We start from the raw sequence: 17,234 nt of genomic DNA, 5'->3' as shown, positions 1-17,234 counted from the left end.
TTGCCATGACCTCCAAGCTGGACCAACTCAAGCAATACACCACCGTCGTTGCCGACACCGGCGACCTGGACGCTATCGCCCGCCTGAAGCCGGTCGACGCCACCACCAACCCCTCCCTGCTGCTGAAAGCCGCTGCCATGCCCCGCTATTCCGAGTTGCTCGACAGCGCGGTAGCAGGCGCCAGCAGCGACCTTGGCCTGGCTTGCGACCGTTTCGGCGTGGCCGTGGGCCAGGAGATTCTCAAGGTGATTCCGGGGCGCATCTCCACCGAGGTGGATGCCCGCCTGTCCTTCGACACCGACGCTACCCTGCGCCGCGCCGAGCGCCTGATCGGTCTCTACGAGGAAGCCGGCATCGGCCGCGAGCGCGTGCTGATCAAGATCGCCTCCACCTGGGAAGGCATCCGTGCGGCCGAACAGTTGGAGCGGATGGGCGTCCAGACCAACCTGACCCTGCTGTTCAACTTCGCCCAGGCCGCTGCCTGCGCCGATGCCGGGGTGTTCCTGATCTCCCCCTTCGTCGGCCGCATCTACGACTGGTACAAGAAAGCCGAAGGCCGCGATTTCGTCGGCACAGAAGACCCGGGTGTACAGTCCGTCGCGCGCATCTACCGCTACTACAAGGCCAATGGCTATCGGACGGTGGTGATGGGTGCGAGCTTCCGCAACCTGGGCCAGATCGAAGCGCTTGCCGGCTGCGACCGGCTGACCATCAGCCCCGAACTGCTGCAGAAGCTGGCGGACGACCAGGGCGCGCTGGAACGCAACCTGGCCCCTGGCAGCGATGCCGAAGCCCGCGTCGTGCTGGACGAAGCCGCGTTCCGCTGGCAGCTGAACGAAGACGCCATGGGCACAGAGAAGCTGGCCGAAGGCATCCGTCTCTTCGCTCGCGACCAGGAAAAACTGGAAGCCCTGCTCGCCTCGCGCCGCTGAAACACGAACGCGCGCAGCCCTTGCGGGCTGCGCTCGTTTTCATGCATCGGGGAAAATCGACGAATCAGCTGCGCTCGAGGGCGCTGACCAGGTCGTGGAAGGCTTCGCGGTTGGACTCGTTGAGCCCCATGAGGATGCGGTGGGCCTCCAGCACCTTGGTGCGGACGACATCCTCTGTCTGGTCCTGCGGCGGCAGGTCCTCCAGGCTTTCAGGGCACGGAACCGGCCTCCCGACGATATTGAACACCTGATCGAACCCCATCGACTGCAGCAGCCGGGTGATATCGGGGTGGGTGGTCACTACCGTGGGCAACAGGCCTACCTTCTGCCGCGAAAGGATCGACAGCTTGGCCAGCAGGCCAAGGGTGGTGCTGTCGATACTCTGGGTTTCGGTGAGGTCGATAACGATTGCCGAAAAATTCAGCGCCGAGAAGATCTTTTCAATGGTCGCATCCAGGGCCGAACACAGGGTCAGGCGGATTTCTCCGACGAACTTCAGGACAAAGGTCCCATCCTGCTCGGCAAACTGGATTTTACCGGTACTCATGCAAGGTTCCTGCTCAACACCAGCAAGGCGATATCATCCGGCATCTCGCCCAGGCTGGCCAGTCCAAATACTTGTCGCAGGCCATCCAGACTGCCACCTGCCTCACAAACCATCTCTGGCAGTGCGGCCTCCTTATCTTTGAGGGTCTCGCCGGGCAAAAGGTCCAGGATCCCATCAGAGAGCAAGGTCAGGCTGAAGGACGACGGCAGATCGATGATCTGGTCATCATAGCTCGCCTCCTCGAACAGCCCCACCGGCAGCCCTTTACCGGTCAGGTAGGAGGCCTTGCCCTCGCTATAGAGCACCGGCAGGGGCAGATGCCCGCCGATGCTGTACGTCAGCTTGCCGCTTTCCTCGTCAATCACGCCGCCGAGCATGGTCACGTGCTTGCCCAGCTTGGTGTTGATCAGGCCACGGTTGATATGCCCCAACACCTCGGAAGGCTTGAACTCGGGCAGCATGCCGTTGCGCCGGGACTCGTAGAGCAGGCGCGTGGTCATGAACTTGAGCAGCACGGTCACGAAGGCCGACGACGCACCATGGCCGGAAACATCCGCCAGGTAGAACGCCACCCGGCGCTCATCCACACGGAAGTAGTCGACGAAGTCGCCGGACAGGTACAGGGACGGGATGATCTGGTGGGCGAAACGCAGGCCGGCCACTTCCCACGGGGTCACCGGCAGCATGTTCATCTGTACCTGGCGCCCGGCGTTCTGGTCCTCCTGCAGCAGGTGCAGGCTGGCTTGCAGTTCGCGGTTGGCGGCTTCGAGCTTTTCCCGGTAGCGGCGGTTCTCAAGGCGCAGGGCTGAGCGGTCGAGCGCGCGACGCACCGAGTGTTCGAGAACAGCGAGGTCTTCCAGGGGCTTGATCAGGTAGTCGGCTGCACCCAGACGCAGGGCTTCGACGGCGTCGCTCATGACACCAGCGCCGGAGACCACGATCACCGGGGTTTCTGCTTCCAGTTCGGAAATGCGACGGATCAGTTCCAGGCCATCGACCTGAGGCATGCGCAGGTCGCAGATCACCAGATCCGGGCGCTCCTGCTCGAAAACCTGCAGCCCTTGCAGGCCGTTGCTGGCCTGCCGAACGCTGAATCCACTGTCTTCCAGGTAGGCCGCGAGGCTTGCGCGCACTACCTCGTCGTCATCAATAATCAGCAGCTTGGCACTGGGATTGTGCATGGATTATCCAGGCAAACGGCGCCAGGGATGGGTTGTTGTAGCACCCGACCTAAGGCCCGAGCACGAGTACGGGGGTTCGCTTTACGGCGCAGACGGTACTCCCATCCGCAGGGCGATTCAAGCTTGCGCCGCGCGCCGAACTCTGCCTTTACACCCTAAATCGCCGGAAGTTATAAGAAGTTCGACTACCCCCATGACGACAAGAGGATCAGCGCGTGAGTCTGGACGACCGCAACTACAGCGAGAAGCGCGATTTCATCAGGATGCAGGTGCAGACCAAGGCCATCCTGGAACACGCTGGCCAGCAGTACCCCGCCCTTTGTCTGGACCTCTCCAGCAGCGGCATGCAGCTCGAAGTGGATATCGCGCTGGCAGTGGGTGACCGGATTCGCGTGTTCATTCCTTCCGAGCACAGCGCTCTCAAGGGGCTGGAAGCCGATGCCGAAGTGGTGCGGATCAGCGCGGGCAGAAACGGCCGCCATACGCTCGGGCTGGCCATCCTAGACATGCGCTAGCGGTAATGACCGGAAACGAAAAAGGCGGCCCTGGGGTCGCCTTTTTCATGTCGCAGCAAAGAGTGCCGGACTTAGAAGTCGTCTTCCACTTCGCCATCCTTCACCTTGAACTCGCGGTTCTGCAGGTAGGCGTTGCGAATGAAGATGTACTTGTCGCCAGTGATCAGCTTCTCCGCCGACAGCAGGCTGGCGCGGGTGTCCACCACGTCGACGGCGCGGGTCACGTTGCGGGTCGGCACATGGTCGATGTAGGGATAAGGCTCGAGGAAGGAATCCGGGATCTTGCCGCCGGCGTCACGCACGGTGCTCGGGCCGAGGAACGGAATCACCAGGTAGGGACCGCTGCCCATGCCCCAGTAGCCCAGGGTCTGGCCGAAATCTTCGTCGTTGCGCTGCAGCCCCATGCGGGTGGCCACGTCGAAAAAGCCCAGCAGGCCGAAGGTGGTGTTGAACACCAGGCGGCTGGTGTCCACGCCGGCATTATGGAACTTGGCCTGGAACAGGTCGTTGGCCAGGTTACCCACATCGCCGATGTTGCTGAAGACATTGTGGACGCCGTCTTCGAGGAACTGCGGGGTTACCGCCTGGTAGCCCTGGGCGACGGGTTTCAGCGCATAGGTGTCGAGGGTGTCGTTGAAGCGGAACATCGCACGGTTGAAGCCCTCCCAGGGGTCCTCCTCCGCGGCGTTCGCTGCGACGGGCAGAACCGCCAGGGTGACGCAGGCCAGGACTCGGCCCAGACGCTCGAGCCACCGAGCACCGATCAATTGCATTGCAGACTCTCCTTGAGAAAAGTAGTGTGGCGGCCCGCCGCCCCATCAAAGGCGCGCAGTATAAGGCCATCGCACACTCTGGGTAGCATAGCGGACTGCCAGCATGCCGGAAAAAACCTTACTTCATGTTGCCCACATCCCCGTTCGCTGGGGTGATATGGACAGCTACGGTCACGTCAACAACACCCTCTACATCCAGTATCTGGAAGAAGCCCGGGTCGCCTGGTTCGAGAGCCTCGGCATCGCCATGAACAATGTGCCCCAGGGCCCCGTGGTACTGCAGACCCTGCACACTTACCTCAAACCCGTGGTACACCCCGCCACCGTGGTCATCGAGCTCCGTGCGGGCCCGGTGGGCAATAGCAGCCTTGTGGTGGAACACCGTCTGAGCACCCTGGAAGACCCCGCGACACTTTATGGCGAAGGCCACTGCAAGCTGGTTTGGATCGACCACGCCACCGACAGATCCGTACCGGTACCGGAAGATCTGCGCCTGGTCATGGGCGCCGGCATGCGCCAGTAACTTCTCTGTCATCCAGGCCGGTTAGCCTGCGCCAGACCTCGTCAGGACGACGCAGATGCCCCGCAGCCAACCGCCCGCCTTCACCGCCATCCTCTTCGGCCTCTCCGGCTGCCTGGTGGACTTCGGTGCCCGAACCCTGCCGCTGGCCCTGAGCCGATTGCTGCCGGACCTCTCGGCGACCCGACTGGCCGAAGCCGCCGCCCTGCCCCCTCGCGCCGCCCTCGACTACGCCCTTGGCAGCCCCGCCGGCGAAGAAATGCTCCAGGCCTTTCAGCAGCAACTGCTGGACGCCGCCGGAGAACACGCCGAAGCCGTCACTGACCTCGAAGAGCTGGGCAACCTGATGGGCGGCGCCCAGGTGCCCTGCGCCTGGCTCGACGAACTCCCCGCATCGGCCAGCTGGCGCCTCGCCACTCCCCTGCCCGCCTGGCTTGGCGGTAGCGAGATCAACGGCGCACGCCCCTGGCCGGCGCCGGACAGCTGCTGGCAGGCCCTGGCCGGCCTGGGTGTTTCGCGCCTGGAAGGCTGCGTGCTGATCAGCGCCAACCCGCGACTGCTGCAGGCTGGTCTGAACGCGGGCCTCTGGACCATTGGCCTGGCCGCCAGCGGCCCCCTGTGCGGCCTGGCACCGGCGGACTGGCGCGCCCTGGAAGGCAGCGAACGCGATCGCCTGCGCGCCGCCGCTACCCTGAAGCTCTACCGCCTGGGCGCCCATTCGGTAATCGACCATCTGGGCGAGCTGGCGCCCTGCCTGGCGGACCTCGCCTACCGCTGCGAAAAGGGCGAAAGACCCTGAGCGGTACATTTGTTTCAGGCTTGATCCGAATCAGGCAGGCCCGGCAAGGCTGGATTAATCTCTAAGGCATGAGGGACCTTTGAATGCTTCAATGGGTCCACTCCTGAGACATTCGCAAAGGGAGAAAGACATGCCTGAACGCCTGCAGCAGCAACTGCAACAACTGCGCGACCAGCTGGCCCAGGAACCGCCGCTGGATGCGGAGGAACGCGCATCGCTGATCGAGTTGATGCAGGAAATCGAACTGCGCCTGGCCCAGGATGCCGCCATGGCGCCGGACGCCACCCTGGTGGATGGGGTCAACCTGGCCGTCGAGCGCTTCGAAACCCGTCACCCGACCCTGGCCGGGACCTTGCGGAACATCATGCAGAGCCTTGCCAATATGGGCATCTGAGGCCGAGTGCAAGAAAAAACCCCGACTTCGAGTCGGGGTTTTCGTTACTGCCGTACCAGACGGCAATTGTCCGGCTGGACGTGGTGGGTGCTGCGGTAGGGATTGATGTCCAGACCGCCGCGGCGTACGTAGCGGGCGTGAACCGTGAGCAGCTCCGGCTCCAGCAGGCGCTTGAGGTCTAGGAAAATGCGCTCCACGCACTGCTCATGGAAGTCGGCATGCTGACGGAAGCTGATCAGGTAGGCCAGGAAGCTGGCGTGATCCAGGCGCTTCGCACCGCGGTACTCCACCGCCACCGTGCCCCAGTCCGGCTGACCGGTAACCGGGCAGTTGGACTTCAGCAGATGGCTATGCAGCGCTTCTTCCGCCTGGCCGTTTTCGGCGCGCAGCAACTCGGGCTGCGGATGCTCATAACGGTCGATAGCCACGTCAAGCTCATCGATGCAGATGCCCGGGGACGTGGCGACGCCTTCGGCCTCCACCTCCGCCAGGCTGCGCACCCGCACCGCGACCGGCGCGCCAGCCGCCCCACTCAGGTCCCGCGCCAGCACCTGCTCCAGCTCGGCGGCACTGGTGTAGACGGACTGGTTCAGCGAGTTGAGGTAGAGCTTGAACGACTTGGACTCGATGATGTTCGGCGAATCGGCCGGAATGGCGAACTCGCCAATCGCCACCACCGGCTTACCGGACGGCGTCAGCCAGGACAGCTCGTAGCAGTTCCAGAAGTCCACGCCCTGATACGGCAAGGTCGCAGCGGTCAGCCCCAGTTCGTTCCACTTGGTCACGCGGGAAATGGGGAACAGCAGCTCCGGGCTGTAGGTGCTGACGTACTCGCTGGACTTGCCCAGCGGCGAATGTTCGGCGGGATGGTGCATGGGGGGGTGGACCTGAAAATGCGGAAATCGGGCAATTGTATACAGCCGGGCGGTTGCTGAAAAATCCACGGCACCAACGGTGCTGCTGCATTACAACTTTGTCAGCTTGCCCAGCCCATCCTTTCGGCGCGATATAAAGCAGCAATTCGAGCGATGAGCACTCCATGAAGCTACTGATAGTCGAAGACGAACCCAAGACCGGCCAGTTCCTGCGCCAGGGCATGACCGAAGCCGGCCTGGCCGCGGACCTCGCCACCAACGGCCTCGACGGCCGGGACCTGGCCCTTGCCGGCGGATACGACCTGATCATCCTCGACGTGATGCTCCCCGGCCTCGACGGCTGGCAGGTACTGCGCAGCCTGCGCCAGGCCGGTCTGCAGGTTCCGGTGCTGTTCCTGACCGCGCGGGACGCCGTGGAAGAACGCGTCCACGGCCTGGAACTGGGCGCCGACGACTACCTGATCAAGCCCTTCGCCTTCGCCGAACTCCTCGCCCGCGTACGCACCCTGCTCCGCCGTGGCGCCAGCGCCCCACAGGAGACCAGCCTGGACCTGGGCGACCTGCACCTCGACCTGCTGAGTCGTCGGGTCGAACGCGGCGGCCGGCGCATCGACCTCACAACCAAGGAGTTCGCCCTGCTGGAATTCCTCCTGCGGCGCCAGGGCGAAGTGCTGCCCAAGACACTGATCGCCGCCGAGGTCTGGGACATGCACTTCGACAGCGAAACCAATGTCATCGAAGTGGCCGTCCGCCGGCTGCGGGCGAAGCTGGACGACGATTTCCCCACCAAGCTGATCCATACCGTGCGCGGCATGGGCTACGTGCTGGAGGCGCGCGAAGGCTGATGCACGGACTCTCCCTCACCGCCCGCCTGGGCCTGCTGTTCGCCGCCTGCACCGCCGCCGTCTCGCTGATCGCCGGGGTGCTGTTCAGCCGCGCCAGCGAAGCGCACTTCATCGAACTCGACCAGCAACTGCTGGAAACCCGCCTGGATGCCTTCCGCGCCCTGGTCAGCGGCGTCGACAGCCCCGCCACCCTGGCGCCTCGGCTGGAAGCCCTGCAAGCCGAACTGCGCCTGCACCCGGATCTCACCCTGCGACTGGAAGGCCGCAATGGCAGTTACTGGTTCAACAGTGCTGACGGCCTTCGCGCACCGGCTCGCGAAGGGCTCCATGACTGGCAGCAAGATGGCATCGACTACCGGGTGCTGAGCGCGCCACTGCGACCCGAAGACCCGGATTCGCCACGACTGGCACTGGCCCTGGACATCACCCATCACCAGCACTTTCTCGAACGCATGCAGCGGCTGATCTGGCTTACCGTGGGGCTCTCCGCCCTGGCCACCGCCCTGCTCGGCGCCTGGGCCGCACGTAGCGGCCTGCGCCCCCTGCACCGCATGGCCGAGGTGGCCGCCGGGGTTTCCGCCAGCTCCCTGACCACCCGCCTGGCCGACGATCAGGTCCCTCAGGAGCTGGTGGAACTGGTACGCGCCTTCAACGCGATGCTGGGCAGGCTGGACGATGCCTTCCAGCGGCTTTCCGCCTTCTCCGCCGACATCGCCCACGAGTTGCGCACGCCGCTGTCGAACCTGCTGACCCAGACCCAGGTGATCCTCAGCCAGGATCGCGGCAAGGACGAATATCGCGAAGCCCTCCACTCCAACCTGGAAGAGCTCCAGCGACTGGCCCAGATGGTCGGCGACATGCTGTTCCTGGCCAAGGCAGAGCACGGCCTGCTGGCGACCCGTCGCGAGCCCCTGGCGCTGGGAGCCGAACTGGACACCCTGCTGGACTACTTCAGCCCCCTGGCCGAGGACCGCCAGGTGACCATGAGCCGCAGTGGCGATGCCCGGCTCAGGGCCGACCGGAACATGCTGCGCCGTGCGCTTTCCAATCTGCTGGACAATGCCCTGCGCTTCACCCCGGAAGGCGGGCGCATCGAACTGAACCTGGCCAGCGATGCCCACGGCCTCAGCCTCACCGTGGCCAACAGCGGTCCGGAAGTACCCGCGGAACTGCTGCCGCGACTCTTCGACCGCTTCTACCGTGCCGACCCCGCGCGCCGCGAGGGTCGCGAGCATGCCGGCCTGGGCCTGGCCATCACCCGCTCCATCGTGCGCGCCCATGGCGGAGAAATCCGCTGCGAATCCGCCAACGGCTGGACGCGCTTCATCCTCGAATTCCCCACCCCCTGAAACGCAGAAGGCGCACCACCTGGTGCGCCTTCTCGACTCTACGAACGACTCAACCCTGTGCGGTGGACCAGTCGATCATGCCGAACTGCCAGGTGGCCAGGATCAGCAGGCCGAAGCCGATGCGATACCAGGCGAAGGCCGCGTAGCTGTGGCTGCCGATGAACTTCAGCAGGCTGCGGACAGCGATCATGGCGAACAGGAACGACACTACGGAGCCCAGGGCGAACACCGGCAGGTCGCTCGGCTGGAACAGGTCGCGGTACTTGTAGCCCGAGTAGACCGCGGCACCGACCATGGTGGGCATGGCGAGGAAGAAGGAAAACTCGGTGGCGGCCTTGCGCGAGAGGCCGAACAGCAGGCCGCCGATGATGGTGGCGCCGGAGCGCGAAGTACCCGGCACCAGCGCCAGGCATTGGGCACAGCCAACTTTCAGAGCGTGCTTCCAGGTCATTTCGTCGACGGTTTCGGCCTGCACCTGGTGCTGGCGCTGTTCCGCCCAGAGGATGACCACACCGCCAACCACCAGGGCGGACGCCACGGTGATGGGGTTGAACAGGTAGTGGTGGATCAGGTCGGAGAAGGCCACACCGAGGATCACCGCCGGGAAGAACGCCACCATCAGGTTGACAGTGAAACGCCGGGCACTGCGCTGGGTCGGCAGGCCGATGACGACATCGAGGATCTTGCGCCGGTATTCCCAGACCACCGCGAGGATGGCCGCCAGCTGGATGATGATGTTGAAGGCAATCGCCCGCTCACCGGTGAAGCCCAGCAGGTCCGCGACCACGATCTGGTGGCCGGTGCTGGAGATCGGCAGGAACTCCGTCAGGCCCTCGACAACCCCCAGAATGATGGCCTGCAAGGCCGTCCACAAATCCATCGAAACTCTCCCCCGAGGCGCACTCTTCTGGCGGCCTTTTCGTTACGAATATGCAGGTAACTGGCGCCGTGAGCGTGCCGTTCGGCGATGAGACCGGGCACCGGCGGCCAGGTTCCGGGGACGAACGAGCCTTCAGCTTTGCCCCGAAGCGCCGAAATGCTAACAGAGAGCCATCTGGAAATCGCGGCTAAAGGCTGATTGAAAACGTCCGGCCGGCCTGCTCTGCTTCCGGCACGTGGTCAATAACAAGAAACCAGGAGTTCCCGCCCCATGCACAGCTTGCGCAACCTGCCGATCAGCCGCCGTCTCTGGCTGATCCTGATAGTCGCGGTATTCATGCTGGTCACCCTCGGCGTACTGATGCTGCAGCAGATCTACAACGACCTCTACACGGGCAAGGAGCAAAAGACGCGCCACGTGGTCGAGACCGCTGCCGGCGTGCTGCAGTACTACCAGGCCCAGGAATCCGCAGGCACCCTGACCCGCGAAGAGGCGCAGAAGCAGGCCATGCAGGCCGTGCGTGCGCTGCGCTACGACAAGGGCGACTACTTCTGGATCAACGACCTGACCCCACGCATGGTCATGCATCCGACCAACGCCAAGCTGGAGGGACAGGACCTCTCCGGCTACAAGGACCCTGACGGCAAAGCGCTGTTCAACGAGATGGTGCGCGTGGCCAAGACCAACGGCGCGGGCCTGGTCGCCTACCGCTGGCCCAAGCCGGGCGCCAGCGACCCGGTACCCAAGGTGTCCTACGTCCAGCTGTTCGCCCCCTGGGGCTGGGTGATCGGCTCGGGCATCTACATCGACGACATGCAGGCCGAGTTCCGCGCCCAGGCCATTCGCGCGTCAGCAGTCGGATTGGCCATCGCCATCGTCATGGCCTTGCTGGTCATCCTCATCGCCCGCAGCATCACCCGGCCGCTGGACGAGGTGGTGTCCGCGATGGCCAGCATCGCCAGCGGCGAAGGCGACCTCACCAGCAACCTGGACACCCAAGGTCGCGATGAGATCACTGCCCTGGGCAGCCATTTCAATGCCTTCACCGGCAAGCTGCGCGGCGTGATCCGCCAGTCCCTGGATGCCGCCAATGCCCTCGACCAGGCCGCCAGCAACCTGGACGGCATCGCCAGCCAGGGTCTGCGCCAGAGCGAGCAGCAATCCCTGCAGATGGAGCAGGTGGCCACCGCCATCAACGAGGTCACCTACGGCGTGCAGGATGTGGCGAAGAACGCCGAGCATGCCGCCAGCGAAGTGCGCCACGCCGAAGAGCAGGCACGCCAGGGCCACGACAACATCGACAGCAGCCTGCGGCAGATCGACCAGCTCTCCGCCACCATCACCAAGGCGGTGGAAGTGATCCAGACGCTGGCCCAGGAAAGTGCCCAGATCGGCAGCGTGCTGGAGGTGATCCGCTCCATCGCTGAGCAGACCAATCTGCTGGCACTCAACGCTGCCATCGAAGCCGCCCGGGCCGGCGAACAGGGGCGCGGCTTTGCGGTGGTGGCCGATGAAGTCCGCCTGCTGGCCCAGCGCACGCAGAAGTCCACGGCGGAAATCCAGACGATGATCGAGCGCCTGCAGCAGAACTCCGAGGCGGCGGTCCAGGTCATCGACGAAAGCAGCCGGGCGTCCCGCGCCACGGTGGACCAGGCCAGCCAGGCCGGTGAGAGCCTGGCGCAGATCGCCCAGGCGCTGCGTAACCTCACCAGCCTCAACGCTTCCATCGCCAGCGCCACCCTGCAGCAATCCCACGTGGTGGAAGACATCAACCAGAACGTCACCCAGGCCGCCGGTCTGGCCCACAACAGCGCCAGTGCCGCGGAACAGACCACCGGGGCCAGCCAGCGCCTCGGGCAATTGGCCGAGCAGTTGAATCACTTGCTGGGCCAGTTCCGCGTGTAGCCACAACCCAGCCGAAACCGGAGGGAGCCGCTACAATCGGCGGCTTTCATCTTTGGAATCGGCAAGGTGTCCCCTCTAGAACTCGTCGCCGCCAGCCTGGGCGTGCTGGCCGTCTGGCTCACCGTCAGGCAGAACGCCTGGTGCTGGCCCATCGGCCTGGTAATGGTGCTGATGTATAGCTGGATCTTCCTCGAAGTGAAGCTGTACTCGGACATGCTCCTGCAACTGGTCTTTGCCGGCCTGCAGCTGTACGGCTGGCGACAATGGACCCGGGGCGGCGCCCGGCACGACGGCCGCCAGATCAGCCGCCTGGGCGTGCAACCGCTGGGACTTGGCCTGCTGGCGGGCGCCCTCGGCAGCCTTGGACTGGGCTACGCCATGGCGACCTGGACCGATGCCGCCGCGCCCTGGTGGGACGCCGCGCTCACCGCCTTCAGCCTGGTGGCCCAGTTCTGGATGGCGCACAAGCGCCTGGAATGCTGGCTGCTCTGGATAGTGGTGGACGTGCTGTTCGTGGCGCTGTTCCTCAGCAAGGGGCTGTATCTCACTGCCGCGCTCTACGGGCTCTTCACCCTGCTGGCCGTGCAGGGCTGGCGCAGCTGGCGGCGTGAACTGGAGCCCGTCACGGCATGAAGGTACTGGTGCTGACAGGGCCGGAATCCAGCGGCAAGAGCTGGCTGGCGGCCGCGATCCAGGCCGAGTTCGGCGGTCTGCTGGTGGGCGAGTACGTCCGTCACTTCATCGATCGCGAACAGCGCGACACCTGCTACGCCGACATCCCGGCCATCGCCCGTGGCCAGCTCGAATGGGAAGACAAGGCCCGTTCCGAAGCGCCTCCCCTGCTGATTCTCGATACACACCCGCTCAGTAACATTCTCTGGAGCCGCAAGCTGTTCAACGACTGCCCAGACTGGCTGGAGCGCGAACTGCTGGCGCGGCGCTACGACCTGCATCTGCTGCTGAGTCCGCAACAGGTGGAATGGGTGGACGATGGCCAGCGCTGCCAGCCCGAGCTGACGGAGCGCATGGCCTTCTTCGAGGATTGTCGCAGCTGGCTGGAGAGTACCGGCCAGCGATATGAAGTGGTCGGGGGCGACTGGGAGACGCGGCGCCGATACGTACTGCAGCGCATCGCCATCTGGCTCACCTCATCCTCGCAAACTGCTGGATCGGCCGATCACTGAACAGCTTCGCCACTTGATGGAGAACACTTGGCTGAGCACTGCGCGCACCAATTCCGGGATCGGCTCCGGCACCACGTCTAACCGCCGGTGCACACGGCGCACCCTACCGGATCGGCTTCACCCTGCTGGCCTGGGCTTCAGGACGTCAATTACCAAATTCAAGCGAATTCGCCCCTGCAGGAAGGCGACGGCAAAGCGCCCCTGCCCCCTTCCTTGTCAGCCCCAAAGCCCCGAACTACGCTGCTCAATGCGAGCAGCGGCCATGTTTTTCGGCTCGCTTTCAGCGCACCGCCAACGGCATGCAGTTCCGCCGAACAGGCTCCGCACGTCATGTACAACAGGAGTCGATAATGCCTTCGCTCAACCCCCTATTCCTTTCCTTCGCCGTCAGCTGTGCCTGCCTCACCGCTTCAGCCCAGGCCGCCGAACCGTTGAAACAGGTCGGCCAGGGCGAAGGCCAGCTCGACATCATTGCCTGGCCCGGCTACATCGAGCGCGGCGAGTCGGACAAGAACTACGACTGGGTCACCCAGTTCGAAAAAGACAGCGGCTGCAAGGTCAACGTGAAGACCGCCGCCACCTCCGACGAGATGGTCAGCCTGATGGCCAAGGGCGGTTACGACCTGGTCACCGCCTCCGGCGACGCCTCCCTGCGCCTGGTGTTCGGCAAGCGCGTGCAGCCGATCAACATCGCGCTGATTCCCAACTGGAAAACCCTCGACGAGCGTCTCCAGGACGCCCCCTGGCACACGGTCGACGGTGTGCACTACGGCACGCCCTACCAGTGGGGGCCGAACCTGCTGATGTACAACACCAAACTGTTCAAGACAGCGCCGGACAGTTGGGCGGTGGTCTTCGAACCCCAGCAACTGGCCGACGGCAAGTCGAACAAGGGTCGCGTACAGGCCTACGACGGCCCCATCTACATCGCCGACGCCGCTCTCTACCTGAGGAGCGCCAGGCCGGAGCTGGGCATCAAGGACCCGTACCAGCTCACCGAGGACCAGTACGCGGCGGTCCTCGAACTGCTGCGCAAACAGCACAGCCTGGTGCACCGCTACTGGCACGACGCGACCGTGCAGATGAGCGACTTCAAGAATGAAGGCGTGGCCGCCTCCAGTACCTGGGGCTACATGGCCAACACCCTGAAAGCCGAGAAGCAGCCGGTTGAAACCGTGTTCCCGAAAGAAGGGGTAACCGGCTGGGCCGACACCACCATGCTGCACGTCGACGCCAAGCACCCGAACTGCGCCTACAAGTGGATGGACTGGTCCCTGCAGCCCAAGGTCCAGGGTGACCTGGCCGCCTGGTTCGGCTCCCTGCCCGTGGTTGCCAAGGGCTGCACCAGCAGCGAACTCCTCGGCCCCGGCGGTTGCGCCACCAATGGGTACGACCAGTTCGACCAGATCGCCTTCTGGAAAACCCCGGAAGCCCAGGGCGGGAAGTTCGTTCCCTATAGCCGCTGGACCCAGGACTACATCGCGATCATGGGCGGCCGCTGAACTGGCTGCGCGACCTGATGGCTGCGTTGCGTTCTCGCTCGGCGCTTCGCCTACCAGAAGGCATGTCTCGCGCCTCGCTGCGGGGCGCCTTGCCCTCAGGCCGCTCGCTCAGGCAAGCCCGTAGCACGATGAAACCTCCCCTCTCCCTCCGGGAGAGGGGCCACTTCGAGGTACCCTGATACGCCGAGCGACTACTGCCCTCACCCCAGCCCTCTCCCGGAGGGAGAGGGAGCAAAGCCCTCCGGAGTCTTGTCCATGACCACAGCCGTCCAGTTCACCGATGTCTGCCGCCATTACGGGGATGTGAAGGCAGTCGACCGGGTATCCATCGAGATTCGCGACGGCGAATTCTTCTCCATGCTCGGCCCATCCGGCTCGGGCAAGACCACCTGCCTGCGCCTGATCGCCGGCTTCGAGCAGCCCACTTCGGGGTCCATCCGCATCCACGGTGAAGAGGCGGCCGGCCTGCCGCCCTACGAGCGCGACGTGAACACCGTGTTCCAGGACTACGCCCTGTTCCCGCACATGAACGTGCGCGACAACGTCGCCTACGGCCTCAAGGTGAAGGGTGTGGCCAAGGCCGAGCGCCTGGCGCGTGCCGAGGAAGCCCTCGGCATGGTCGCCCTGCCCGGCTACGGCGACCGCAAGCCGGCGCAGCTTTCCGGCGGCCAGCGCCAGCGCGTGGCCCTGGCCCGCGCGCTGATCAACCGTCCCCGCGTACTGCTGCTGGACGAACCCCTGGGCGCCCTGGACCTGAAGCTGCGCGAACAGATGCAGGTGGAACTGAAGAAGCTCCAGCGCCAGCTTGGCATCACTTTCATCTTCGTCACCCATGACCAGGGCGAGGCGCTGTCCATGTCCGACCGCGTGGCCGTGTTCAACAAGGGCCGCATCGAACAGGTGGACAGTCCGCAGAACCTCTACCGCAAGCCGAACACCCGTTTCGTCGCCGAGTTCGTCGGCACCGCCAACGTGCTCCATGGCGACCTCGCCCAGCGCCTCACCGGCACCGCCGGGGCCTTTTCCCTGCGCCCGGAGCATGTACGCTTCGGCAGCGCCAGCAACGGCGAGCTGCAAGTCAATGGCACGGTGCACGACGTGCAATACCTGGGTGCCAGCAGCCGCTACGAACTCAACCTGGAGGGTGGCGGACGCCTGGCGGTGAGCCTGCCCAATGGCCAAGAGTCGGACGTCGCCCGCCCGCAGCCCGGCCAGCAGGTGCAGGCCTGCTGGGCCCGCAGCGCGATGGTCGCGCTCAGCGAGTAGGCCATGAGCGCCGTCATCGCCAACCATCAGAGCGGTCCGTTGCGGGGGCTCTCGAACCTGCTCTACCGGCGCTCGACGCTCTACCTGCTGCTGCTCCTGACCCCGCCGCTGATCTGGTTCGGCGTCGTCTACATCGGCTCGCTGTTCGCCCTGCTCTGGCAGAGCTTCTACACCTTCGACGACTTCACCATGGCGGTGACGCCGGACCTGACCCTGGCCAACTACGGCGCCCTGTTCAATCCGGCCAACTACGACATCATCCTGCGCACCCTGACCATGGCCATTGCCGTGAGCCTGGCCAGCGCGGTGCTGGCCTTCCCCATCGCCTACTACATGGCGCGCTTCGCCTCGCCGAAGGAGAAGGCCTTCTTCTATATCGCCGTGATGCTGCCGATGTGGGCCAGCTACATCGTCAAGGCTTACGCCTGGACGGTGATCCTGGCCAAGGGCGGCATCTTCTACTGGATGATCCAGCAGCTGCACCTGGAGGGCTTGCTGGGCAGCCTGCTCACCGTGCCGGGCCTGGGCGGCAATACCCTGTCCACCTCGCACCTCGGGCGCTTCCTGGTGTTCACCTACATCTGGCTGCCGTTCATGATCCTGCCGATCCAGGCGTCACTTGAGCGCCTGCCGCCGTCGCTGCTGCAGGCCTCGGCGGACCTCGGCGCCAGGCCCCGGCAGACCTTCATCCAGGTGATCCTGCCGCTGGCCTTCCCCGGCGTTGTGGCCGGTTCGATCTTCACCTTCAGCCTGACCCTGGGCGACTTCATCATCCCGCAGCTGGTGGGCCCCAGCGGCCTGTTCATCGGCACCATGGTCTACGTGCAACAGGGCTCGGTGGGCAATATCCCGCTGGCGGCGGCCTTCACCCTGGTGCCCATCGTGCTGATCGCCATCTACCTGTCCATTGCCAAGCGGCTGGGGGCCTTCGATGCACTCTGAACGCGCTTCGTGGGGCCTGCGCCTGGCAGCCTGGGGCGGGCTGGTGTTCCTGCATTTTCCGATCCTGGTGATCCTGCTCTACGCCTTCAACACCGAGGAGTCGTCCTACAGTTTCCCGTTGCAGGGCTTCACCCTGGAGTGGTTTTCCGTGGTGGGCGGCCGCGAGGATGTGCTGCAGGCCATCGTCCTGTCCCTGAAGGTCGCGTGCCTGGCCACCACACTGGCCATGGTGCTCGGCACCCTGGCCGCCGCCGCGCTGTACCGCCGCGACTTCTTCGGCAAGGAGAGCATTACCCTGATGCTGATCCTGCCCATCGCCCTGCCCGGCATCATCACCGGTATCGCCCTGCTCTCGGCCTTCAAGACCCTCGGCATCGAACCGGGCATTTTCACCATCGTCGTCGGCCATGCCACCTTCTGCGTAGTGATCGTCTACAACAACGTGATCGCGCGCTTCCGCCGGACCTCCCACAGCCTCATCGAAGCCTCGATGGACCTGGGTGCCGACGGCTGGCAGACCTTCCGCTACATCATCCTGCCGAACATCGCCACCGCGCTGTTGGCAGGCGGCATGCTGGCGTTCGCCCTGTCCTTCGACGAGATCATCGTCACCACCTTCACCGCCGGCCACGAACAGACCCTGCCGCTCTGGCTGCTCAGCCAGCTCAGCCGCCCACGTGATGTCCCGGTCACCAATGTGGTCGCCCTGCTGGTGATGCTCGCCACCATGCTGCCCATCCTCGGCGCCTACTACCTGACGCGGGGCACCGAGTCGGTGGCTGGGGGCGGGAAGTAAGCGTTCCAGGCCTGCACCCCCGGCCCCTC

19 protein-coding genes are annotated in these 17,234 nt (G+C 64.7%); 14 read left to right on the top strand and 5 right to left on the bottom strand.

Going from position 1 to position 17,234, the window contains the following annotated elements; all coding sequences use genetic code 11:
* The first annotated feature begins 5 nt into the window (after positions 1-5).
* A complete protein-coding gene (gene tal, locus FXN65_RS10450; RefSeq protein ID WP_151133128.1) occupies positions 6-932 on the top strand; it encodes a transaldolase in 927 nt (308 codons plus the stop codon).
* Positions 933-996: 64 nt separating this feature from the next.
* On the opposite strand, the gene rssC is transcribed toward tal, so the two are convergent.
* Positions 997-1,479, bottom strand: coding sequence for an anti-sigma factor antagonist RssC (gene rssC, locus FXN65_RS10445; protein WP_151133127.1), 483 nt, complete (start codon positions 1,477-1,479; stop codon positions 997-999).
* Positions 1,476-2,660: a two-component system response regulator RssB gene (rssB, locus tag FXN65_RS10440; protein WP_151133126.1), complete on the bottom strand. Its 1,185-nt coding sequence runs from the start codon at positions 2,658-2,660 to the stop codon at positions 1,476-1,478. The genes rssC and rssB overlap by 4 nt, the downstream gene beginning before the upstream one ends.
* A 215-nt stretch (positions 2,661-2,875) precedes the next feature.
* Between rssB and FXN65_RS10435 the strand changes: the two genes are divergently transcribed.
* The gene (locus FXN65_RS10435) at positions 2,876-3,175 is read left to right on the top strand and encodes a PilZ domain-containing protein (RefSeq protein WP_151133125.1); all 300 of its coding nucleotides are present in this window, start codon (positions 2,876-2,878) and stop codon (positions 3,173-3,175) included.
* A gap of 71 nt (positions 3,176-3,246) precedes the next feature.
* Here the strand turns inward: FXN65_RS10435 and FXN65_RS10430 are convergent, their stop codons facing one another.
* Entirely contained in the window at positions 3,247-3,948 is a 702-nt protein-coding gene (locus FXN65_RS10430) for an MlaA family lipoprotein (RefSeq protein WP_151133124.1), read from the bottom strand.
* Between the two features lie 103 nt (positions 3,949-4,051).
* Between FXN65_RS10430 and FXN65_RS10425 the strand changes: the two genes are divergently transcribed.
* The 3 genes from FXN65_RS10425 (at position 4,052) to FXN65_RS10415 (ending at position 5,661) form a co-directional block, all read left to right on the top strand.
* A complete protein-coding gene (locus FXN65_RS10425) occupies positions 4,052-4,471 on the top strand; it encodes an acyl-CoA thioesterase (protein ID WP_151133123.1) in 420 nt (139 codons plus the stop codon).
* Between the two features lie 55 nt (positions 4,472-4,526).
* A complete protein-coding gene (locus FXN65_RS10420) occupies positions 4,527-5,267 on the top strand; it encodes an HAD family phosphatase (RefSeq protein ID WP_151133122.1) in 741 nt (246 codons plus the stop codon).
* Between the two features lie 130 nt (positions 5,268-5,397).
* On the top strand, positions 5,398-5,661 hold the full coding sequence (locus FXN65_RS10415) for a DUF4404 family protein (protein WP_151133121.1): 264 nt from the start codon (positions 5,398-5,400) through the stop codon (positions 5,659-5,661).
* 44 nt (positions 5,662-5,705) lie between these two features.
* On the opposite strand, the gene queF is transcribed toward FXN65_RS10415, so the two are convergent.
* On the bottom strand, positions 5,706-6,536 hold the full coding sequence (gene queF, locus FXN65_RS10410; protein WP_151133120.1) for an NADPH-dependent 7-cyano-7-deazaguanine reductase QueF: 831 nt from the start codon (positions 6,534-6,536) through the stop codon (positions 5,706-5,708).
* Positions 6,537-6,700: 164 nt separating this feature from the next.
* Here queF and FXN65_RS10405 point away from each other — a divergent pair, with 164 nt between their 5' ends.
* Both FXN65_RS10405 and FXN65_RS10400 read left to right on the top strand, forming a co-directional pair.
* A complete protein-coding gene (locus FXN65_RS10405) occupies positions 6,701-7,381 on the top strand; it encodes a heavy metal response regulator transcription factor (protein WP_151133119.1) in 681 nt (226 codons plus the stop codon).
* The gene (locus FXN65_RS10400; protein WP_151133118.1) at positions 7,381-8,730 is read left to right on the top strand and encodes a heavy metal sensor histidine kinase; all 1,350 of its coding nucleotides are present in this window, start codon (positions 7,381-7,383) and stop codon (positions 8,728-8,730) included. The genes FXN65_RS10405 and FXN65_RS10400 overlap by 1 nt, the downstream gene beginning before the upstream one ends.
* A gap of 49 nt (positions 8,731-8,779) precedes the next feature.
* On the opposite strand, the gene FXN65_RS10395 is transcribed toward FXN65_RS10400, so the two are convergent.
* Positions 8,780-9,610 (bottom strand): undecaprenyl-diphosphate phosphatase, encoded by an 831-nt coding sequence (locus tag FXN65_RS10395; protein ID WP_151133117.1) that lies wholly within the window; start codon positions 9,608-9,610, stop codon positions 8,780-8,782.
* Positions 9,611-9,880: 270 nt separating this feature from the next.
* On the opposite strand from FXN65_RS10395, the gene FXN65_RS10390 reads away from it, so the two are divergent.
* From FXN65_RS10390 to FXN65_RS10360, 7 genes are all read left to right on the top strand, one after another.
* Positions 9,881-11,515 (top strand): methyl-accepting chemotaxis protein, encoded by a 1,635-nt coding sequence (locus FXN65_RS10390; protein WP_151133116.1) that lies wholly within the window; start codon positions 9,881-9,883, stop codon positions 11,513-11,515.
* Between the two features lie 66 nt (positions 11,516-11,581).
* Entirely contained in the window at positions 11,582-12,148 is a 567-nt protein-coding gene (gene pnuC, locus FXN65_RS10385) for a nicotinamide riboside transporter PnuC (protein ID WP_151133115.1), read from the top strand.
* The gene (locus FXN65_RS10380; protein WP_151133114.1) at positions 12,145-12,699 is read left to right on the top strand and encodes an AAA family ATPase; all 555 of its coding nucleotides are present in this window, start codon (positions 12,145-12,147) and stop codon (positions 12,697-12,699) included. The genes pnuC and FXN65_RS10380 overlap by 4 nt, the downstream gene beginning before the upstream one ends.
* Positions 12,700-13,049: 350 nt before the next feature.
* Complete coding sequence (ydcS, locus tag FXN65_RS10375) at positions 13,050-14,201, top strand: putative ABC transporter substrate-binding protein YdcS (protein WP_151133113.1); 1,152 nt, start codon at positions 13,050-13,052, stop codon at positions 14,199-14,201.
* A 255-nt stretch (positions 14,202-14,456) separates the two neighbouring features.
* Entirely contained in the window at positions 14,457-15,467 is a 1,011-nt protein-coding gene (locus FXN65_RS10370) for an ABC transporter ATP-binding protein (RefSeq protein ID WP_151133112.1), read from the top strand.
* Between the two features lie 3 nt (positions 15,468-15,470).
* Entirely contained in the window at positions 15,471-16,409 is a 939-nt protein-coding gene (locus FXN65_RS10365) for an ABC transporter permease (protein WP_151133111.1), read from the top strand.
* Positions 16,399-17,205, top strand: a complete 807-nt coding sequence (locus FXN65_RS10360) for an ABC transporter permease (RefSeq protein ID WP_151133110.1) — start codon at positions 16,399-16,401, stop codon at positions 17,203-17,205. Before FXN65_RS10365 ends, FXN65_RS10360 begins: the two co-directional genes overlap by 11 nt.
* Positions 17,206-17,234: the final 29 nt, after the last annotated feature.

It is taken from the genome of Pseudomonas lalkuanensis (assembly GCF_008807375.1).
Lineage (GTDB): Bacteria > Pseudomonadota > Gammaproteobacteria > Pseudomonadales > Pseudomonadaceae > Metapseudomonas > Metapseudomonas lalkuanensis.
This window is presented reverse-complemented; position numbering and strand designations above follow the sequence as displayed.